This window comes from Bradyrhizobium sp. NAS80.1 (assembly GCF_001908205.1).
GTDB lineage: Bacteria > Pseudomonadota > Alphaproteobacteria > Rhizobiales > Xanthobacteraceae > Bradyrhizobium.
Window position 1 is genome coordinate 81,314 of the sequence record NZ_LGHL01000057.1, and the last position, 6,403, is coordinate 87,716.

General features: G+C 60.3%; 7 protein-coding genes and 1 pseudogene. 4 read left to right on the forward strand and 4 right to left on the reverse strand.

What is annotated here, in order from left to right; all coding sequences use genetic code 11:
• Positions 1–2: 2 nt before the first annotated feature.
• Positions 3–551: an outer membrane protein gene (locus AC629_RS14860; protein WP_084805447.1), complete on the reverse strand. Its 549-nt coding sequence runs from the start codon at positions 549–551 to the stop codon at positions 3–5.
• 349 nt (positions 552–900) lie between these two features.
• On the reverse strand, positions 901–1,695 hold the full coding sequence (locus AC629_RS14865) for an outer membrane protein (RefSeq protein ID WP_084805448.1): 795 nt from the start codon (positions 1,693–1,695) through the stop codon (positions 901–903).
• 333 nt (positions 1,696–2,028) lie between these two features.
• On the opposite strand from AC629_RS14865, the gene AC629_RS14870 reads away from it, so the two are divergent.
• Positions 2,029–2,601 carry a GNAT family N-acetyltransferase gene (locus AC629_RS14870; protein WP_143199141.1) on the forward strand — a complete coding sequence of 191 codons (573 nt, stop codon included), beginning with the start codon at positions 2,029–2,031 and terminating at the stop codon, positions 2,599–2,601.
• Between the two features lie 206 nt (positions 2,602–2,807).
• Positions 2,808–3,521: a RadC family protein gene (radC, locus tag AC629_RS14875; RefSeq protein WP_084805450.1), complete on the forward strand. Its 714-nt coding sequence runs from the start codon at positions 2,808–2,810 to the stop codon at positions 3,519–3,521.
• Between the two features lie 144 nt (positions 3,522–3,665).
• Here the strand turns inward: radC and AC629_RS14880 are convergent, their stop codons facing one another.
• Positions 3,666–4,466, reverse strand: a complete 801-nt coding sequence (locus AC629_RS14880) for an MBL fold metallo-hydrolase (protein WP_084805451.1) — start codon at positions 4,464–4,466, stop codon at positions 3,666–3,668.
• Positions 4,467–4,646: 180 nt separating this feature from the next.
• Positions 4,647–5,015, reverse strand: coding sequence for a nuclear transport factor 2 family protein (locus AC629_RS14885; RefSeq protein ID WP_084805466.1), 369 nt, complete (start codon positions 5,013–5,015; stop codon positions 4,647–4,649).
• Positions 5,016–5,199: 184 nt separating this feature from the next.
• Here AC629_RS14885 and AC629_RS14890 point away from each other — a divergent pair, with 184 nt between their 5' ends.
• A complete protein-coding gene (locus tag AC629_RS14890; protein WP_084805452.1) occupies positions 5,200–6,081 on the forward strand; it encodes a LysR family transcriptional regulator in 882 nt (293 codons plus the stop codon).
• Positions 6,082–6,098: 17 nt separating this feature from the next.
• Positions 6,099–6,191: pseudogene (locus AC629_RS49855) on the forward strand (JAB domain-containing protein); the annotation flags it as partial.
• Between the last annotated feature and the right edge of the window lie 212 nt (positions 6,192–6,403).

Consider the following 6,403-nt stretch of genomic DNA (forward strand, 5'->3'; position numbering starts at 1 on the left):
TTTCAATGCCGCCGCCCAGCGTCCATCCCGTCGCGGTTTTCGAACTCTCGACAGAGGTCGGATAAAAAAACGACGCTCGCAAACGTATTCTTCACGTTCACGAAAGCCGCACCGCCAGTGACATAGAGGAGCGAGGGACCGGTGGTGTAACCGAGCCGCCCGCGGATTGTGCCATACCAGTCCGCTTTGACTCCGAAAGCATTGAAGTCGTTCCGATCCTGAAGCGTGCGCTCGATTCCCAGGTGGCCGAAGTCGGCTTCGAGGCCAGCCACCCAATATGGCCACGCCTGCCAATTGAAGCCGGCCTGCACGCCGCCGGTCGCGCCGAGGCGGGCAATATTGACTTCGCCCGGGTCATCCACCTTGTCGGGCGTGGATGCGTTGACTTGCGAGAGGCTGGCGCCGGCGTTGACGCCGACATACCAGCCGGTCCAGTTGGAGACGGGAGCGACGGCCTTGAATACCGACGCTTTCACAGGCAGGTCGGAAGCGAGTGCCGGAGCACAGCAGATCGTGGCGGCAGCAATAGCCACGGCCAAACGGACTTTCATTCGACAAGCTCCCCGGATTCCAACTGGCTGGGAATCAGCGCGATGCGCGCGGAGGTCAGCGGCTGCGGAACCATGTCATTCGAGCAATCCGGGCGCGTCCTGCGATCGGAGGACAACGATCACACCGGACATCGCCGATCCGATTTTTCGACCCTCTGTGGTCGATTGGTCACACAAGGAATGAGCCCTCGTAACTTCAGGCGAGGGGCACGACGGCATTTAGAATCGTAAGGCGGTGCGCCATGCCTGACGCACGAAATGAAAAGCCCCGGACGATGCAGGGGCTTTTTGTCGTCGAACAGAAGCGCCAATCAATATCTGGCGGCGACCGCGCCGCCGAACTTGTAGCTCAGGCCAGCGCGAACCGTGTCATACTGGAAGCTGCGTGACCGCGTAGCAGTCTGCGGCGCATCGAGACTCGAGGGAAAAACGGCGGCATAGTCGGCGCTGCCCAGGTCGTAGTGCAGATACTCGGCGCGCAGCACCAGTTTGGCGTGAGCATGGTTTCGATGCCTGCGCCGGCAACCCAACCCGTCCTGGTGTCCGAGAAACTGACGGTCTGGTTGAGCTGCAAGAAACTGTTTCCGCATCCAAGGAGAAGGCAGTTCGCATTGATGCTGGTCTTGACGTCGCCCCAAGCGGCGCCGCCGGTCGCATAAACCATCACACGGTCCCACGCAAAACCCAGCCGCCCACGCACCGAGGCGAGCCATTCAGTTTTCTCGCTGTAGGTGAGGAATCCATCGCGATTGTCGGCGCAGGGAAGGCTAAAAGTATCTGTCTGACGGCAGAACGAGTTCTTGACGCCCGTCCAATCCCAGTCGGCCTCGACGCCGAACACCCATTGGGTCACCTGCCAGTTGTAGCCGGCATGGACGCCGCCAAACACGGCGCCGTTGCTGATCGAGTCATTTTGCGGGTTGGTCAGCAAGCGACCGACCCTGGTTTCGATAAAGTTCGTGGCGCCTGAGTTATCCTGCCAGATTCCGCCGACATTGCCGCCGATATAGAAGCCGGTCCAATCATAGGCGACCGCAACCGCCGGGGGCGCCTTGGTGTAGGTCCGCGCCGGAAGATCGGCGGCCGAAGCGGTGCCGGCGAACAACGATGATGCAGCGATGGCTGCCAGTACGTGCTTTTTCATTTAGATCCACCAAGAATTCGAACTGGCCGAACATCGAACGCGACGTGCCGAACGAGTCAGCGACCGCGCAACCATGTCATTCAGGCAAACCAGGCGCGTCCTGCGATCGGGGGACGACGATCACGCCGGGCATCGCCGGTCTGATTTTTGGACCGCCTGTGGTCAATTGGTTACACGAGGAATGGGCCCTCGTGACTTCAGGCGACGCGGCACAAGCTCCATTGTTGCGGAGGCCATCCGTGCTTTATTGTGCTGATCCTTGGTCCGCTCGGCGCGCCTGACGCCATCAGCACGCAATGAGTCGAACCAAAATACTCGCGGGTGACCTATTGGATGGTTGATAAAATAACCTTTCGGCCAGTTACTTCGGAGAATTGGCGCGACTTTGAAAAGCTATTTGAGAGCCGAGGCGGCCTCAAATCGTGCTGGTGCACGGTATGGCGAACGGTGGAGACGCTCCCGGTGGCGGAGCGGCCGGCCACCGCCAAAAAGCTCGAGATGAAGAGACGCATATCGTCTGGAGAGCCCGTCGGGTTACTCGGTTACTTTGACTCCGAGCCTGTCGCATGGTGCTCGATCGCGCCTCGGGACACATACCGCGCGTCTATGAGCGATACGATGCCGGGTGATGAGAAGCAGAGCATCTGGTCGATCGTTTGCTTCTTCGTGTCGAGGCCCTTCCGTGGACAAGGGATGTTTCAGAAGATGATCTCGGCTGCGGAAGAGCACGCTGCCAAAAACGGAGCGACGCTGCTTGAAGGGTATCCCGTTGATCCGGACTCTCCGAGCTACCGCTTTGGAGGTTATGTGTCCGCTTTCGAGCAGGCGCAATATGCACTGGTCGGCCGAAAGGGAGCACGCCGGCACATTGTGCGCAAAATGCTCGGTCAGAACAGGGCTGAATAGGCCCGCGACTTTGGACGCGCCGGCGGGCCCGCCGCCCCGCGGGCATGGGCGGGCCGATGTTCGGACGTCCGATCAAGGATCGGCTGGCTGCACTGGTGCCGGGGATGATGCCCGATCGCTGAGCGGCGCCGCCGGACGGAGCGAGCCGCCAAGCTCGCGACACTTCTTGGTTGCAAAATGCGCTCCGTCCGGCATGGTTGTGGCCGATGCCCGCCAAGCCGAACCACGACAAGAGCAGAGCTGAGGAAGCGCCGCACTATCACGGCCATCGCGAGCGGCTGCGCGAGCGCTTCTACAGCGCGGGCGCGGATGCGCTGAGCGACTACGAACTGCTGGAGATGGCGCTGTTTCCGGCACTACCGCGACGCGATACCAAGCCGCTGGCGAAGGCGCTGATCAAGACTTTTGGCTCATTCGCCGAGGTCATTCACGCCCCCGTCGCGCGCCTACGCGAAATCGACGGCATCGGCGAATCCGCGATCAACCAGCTCAAGCTGATCGCAGCAGCAGCGCAGCGCGTCGCCAAGGGCGAGGTCAACAGCCGCAACGCGCTGTCGTCCTGGAACGAGGTGATCGACTATTGCCGTTCCAGCATGGCGTTCGCCGACAAGGAGCAATTCCGCCTCCTCTTCCTCGACAAGCGCAACCAGCTCATCGCCGACGAGGTGCAGCAGACCGGCACCGTCGACCACACGCCGGTCTATCCGCGCGAGGTGATCAAGCGCGCACTCGAACTCTCCGCGACCGCGCTGATCCTGGTGCACAACCACCCTAGCGGCGATCCCTCGCCTTCCCAGGCCGACATCCAGATGACCAAGGCGATCATCGACATCGCAAAGCCGCTGGGGATTGCCGTGCACGACCACATCATCGTCGGCAAGAACGGGCACGCGAGCTTGAAGGGTCTCAAGCTGATCTAGACTAGCGACGCTTGGTCTGTTGCCACCCAAGTCCATCAATCCTATTGCCCGGTGCGCAGCATCCGGTCGCTACTCCATTGCTGCACTTGGTCAGACAACGGCACACACCGCTCTTTTCTTCCAGTAAAGGCATGACGGTTTGCATCAATATCCTGCTGCCGGCTCGTAATCGTATGCTTCGCCCTTACGCATCACGTGACCGATGCCCGGCCAGCCGAGGTGCGCGCCAGCGATCCACGTCCCCGCTTCGGCCGCATCATGAAAAACCTTTAGGCGGGTTGCGCGTGCGGTCGCTTGATCGTCGTCATAGCCCCAACTGAGCGCGGGATCGCCGAACTGCACGGCCGGCACGTGAACGATGTCCCCGAAGAACAGGAAACGGTCCTCGTTTGTGTCGAACGCGTAGCCAGTGTGACCGGGAGCGTGACCTGGCAGGGCAACCGCCCTCAATCGCTCAGCCACTTGGTCGCCATTTCGGACAGGCTTCAGCAAGGGCCGGAACCGCGCAAGGTGCCGCTCAGCGAGAAAACTCTCCATAGCCCCCTCGCCCATTATGATCGCCTTCAAGTTCGGAAAGAGCACTCGGCCGTCGGGGGTCAAAAGCCCCTGCGCATGATCCTGATGGGTGTGGGTTAGCGCCAAAACGGCGATCGAAGCCGAGTCGATCCCGGCTTCCATCATCGTTTGCTCGAGACGCCCCACTGTGGGGGCCCAACCGCCTCCTCCGCTATCTATCAGAATTCCGTCAACGTCGGGACCTGCGAGGGCGAAGCAATTGACAGACAGGCGAAGCGCCCCTGCCTGCGCAGCTTGCGGCACCGGATTATTCTGCGGATCCCGCAAGAGGTCCGCCGCCATCTCGATATAGCCGTCCGAGAGCGACCAGACGCGCCATCTTTCCGACCTGCCGCTGAGGACGCTGTCGCTGTGGGATGTCACGATCATGAGGCCACCTCAGTCTGCCGCAGCAAAATGCGCGGCCTGGTTCGCGTGCGCTTTAGTGAAGGCCGGTCGATCTGTTGCGCGCGCGACATAGTCACGACAAGGGGATATCCCGTCAGCCCATCGCCAACGCGGCGATATAAAGCAGATCGGTCGCAGACATATCGTTCACTTGCGCGATTGTCACGTATTCGAAGTCATCACCTTCTGGACAATCTTCCACGTTCCATGAACCTTCAAGCATGACAGCATGTCCGTGAAGACGCGAGGCGGAACCTGCAATTTCACCTTCACCAGCGCGAGCTCGTTTTCAACATCTATTGATAGGATCTGGTCATCGCGCTCGAAGCCCTGTTGTTTAGGAGCTCTCATGTTGCGGACGGCTGCTAGCCACGTCGCGATCGGCGTCACGCTCACGCCGCCGTCTTCGCCGACCTTTGTCACGGAACTCGATGGATGAAGTATGGATGCGAATTTCTCAGCATCCATCTCATAGGCCGCGTCGAAATAGGTCTGAGCAAGCGACCGCAAGGCCGGAATATCTGTATCCATAATCATCCTCAACAGCTGTTACACCGAACCGCTTCCCGCGGCACAGCTATCCCATGCCGGGTGTCAAACGCGCCGGCACCTGCCGAAAATGCCTAGCGTCTCGTGTTGACCAAGCTTAGGACAGAGTAGTTTATGAGGATAGACCTGTTGCGATGGATAGTGTCATGAGCGTGATTCATAAATCATGAGAAACGAACTGAACGAACTCGCCGCGTTTGCGATGGTCGCTCGTGAACGAAGCTTTACCCGGGCCGCAGCAAAGCTAGGTGTGTCTCAGTCTGCCCTGAGCCACACGATCCGGGGGCTTGAGCAGCGGCTCGAGTTGCGGCTTCTCGCACGGACAACGAAGAGCGTTGCACCAACCGCTACAGGGGCAGCGCTCTTGAAGGATTTGTCTCCGGCACTTGAGCAAATAGCTCTTGCCCTTGACAGAGCCCGAAGCGTTCGGCATCGCCCTGCGGGCCGCCTTCGAATTGTGATGTCGCGCTCGGCCGCCGTGATGGTAATGTTGCCACGGCTCACGGCATTCGCCGAGACCTATCCTGACATCGTTCTTGACGTCGTCACCGTCACTGGCCCGGTAGACCTCGTTGCAGGCGAGTTCGATGCCGGTATTCAGCTCGGCGAGTACATTCAAAGCGATATGATCGCGGTGCGTGTCACGCCGGACTTGCGATTGGCAGTAGTGGGATCGCCCCGCTATTTCTCGTCACGACGCATCCCACAAAAGCCGACGGATCTCAGCGACCATCGATGCATAACGCTGCGCCTTCCGGGCGGTCCATATCGATGGGAGTTCGAGCGCGGACGAAAGTCAGTCACGATCAGCGTGAACGGGCCGCTTGTAATCGACGACACTCATTTAGTGATTCAGGCGGCGCTCGCTGGAGTCGGCCTCGGTCTCGTCTATGAAGAGCAGGTCGCAGAGGACATCGCCAAGCGGCGGCTTATCCGTGTCCTGGAAGACTGGACGCCGCCAATTCCCGGCTTCTTCATGTACTATCCCAATCGCCAGCATCAGCCTGCTGCACTGTCTGCATTAGTGAATGCGCTACGACTCTCATGACGATAGGTTGGGCGCGCGACATCGCAAAGCCGCTGGGGATTGCCGTGCATGACCACATCATCGTCGGCAAGAACGGGCATGTTAGCCTGCGCGGGATGCGGCTGATCTGAAGCGCGAAGAGATTGGCGCGGCCCTTCGGGTCCGGATCATGATCCGGGCCCTCAAGCCTCAGTAGCAATATCTGGGATCGACGCGAACGTAGTAGGCGTCGGGACGCTGCATGTAGCAGCCGCGCTGATAGGCGTAGTAACCGGAACGGCGGCGCTCGCCCTCGGAGGCGATCGCGGCGCCCGTGCCGGCCCCGACGACCGCGCCGATTGCG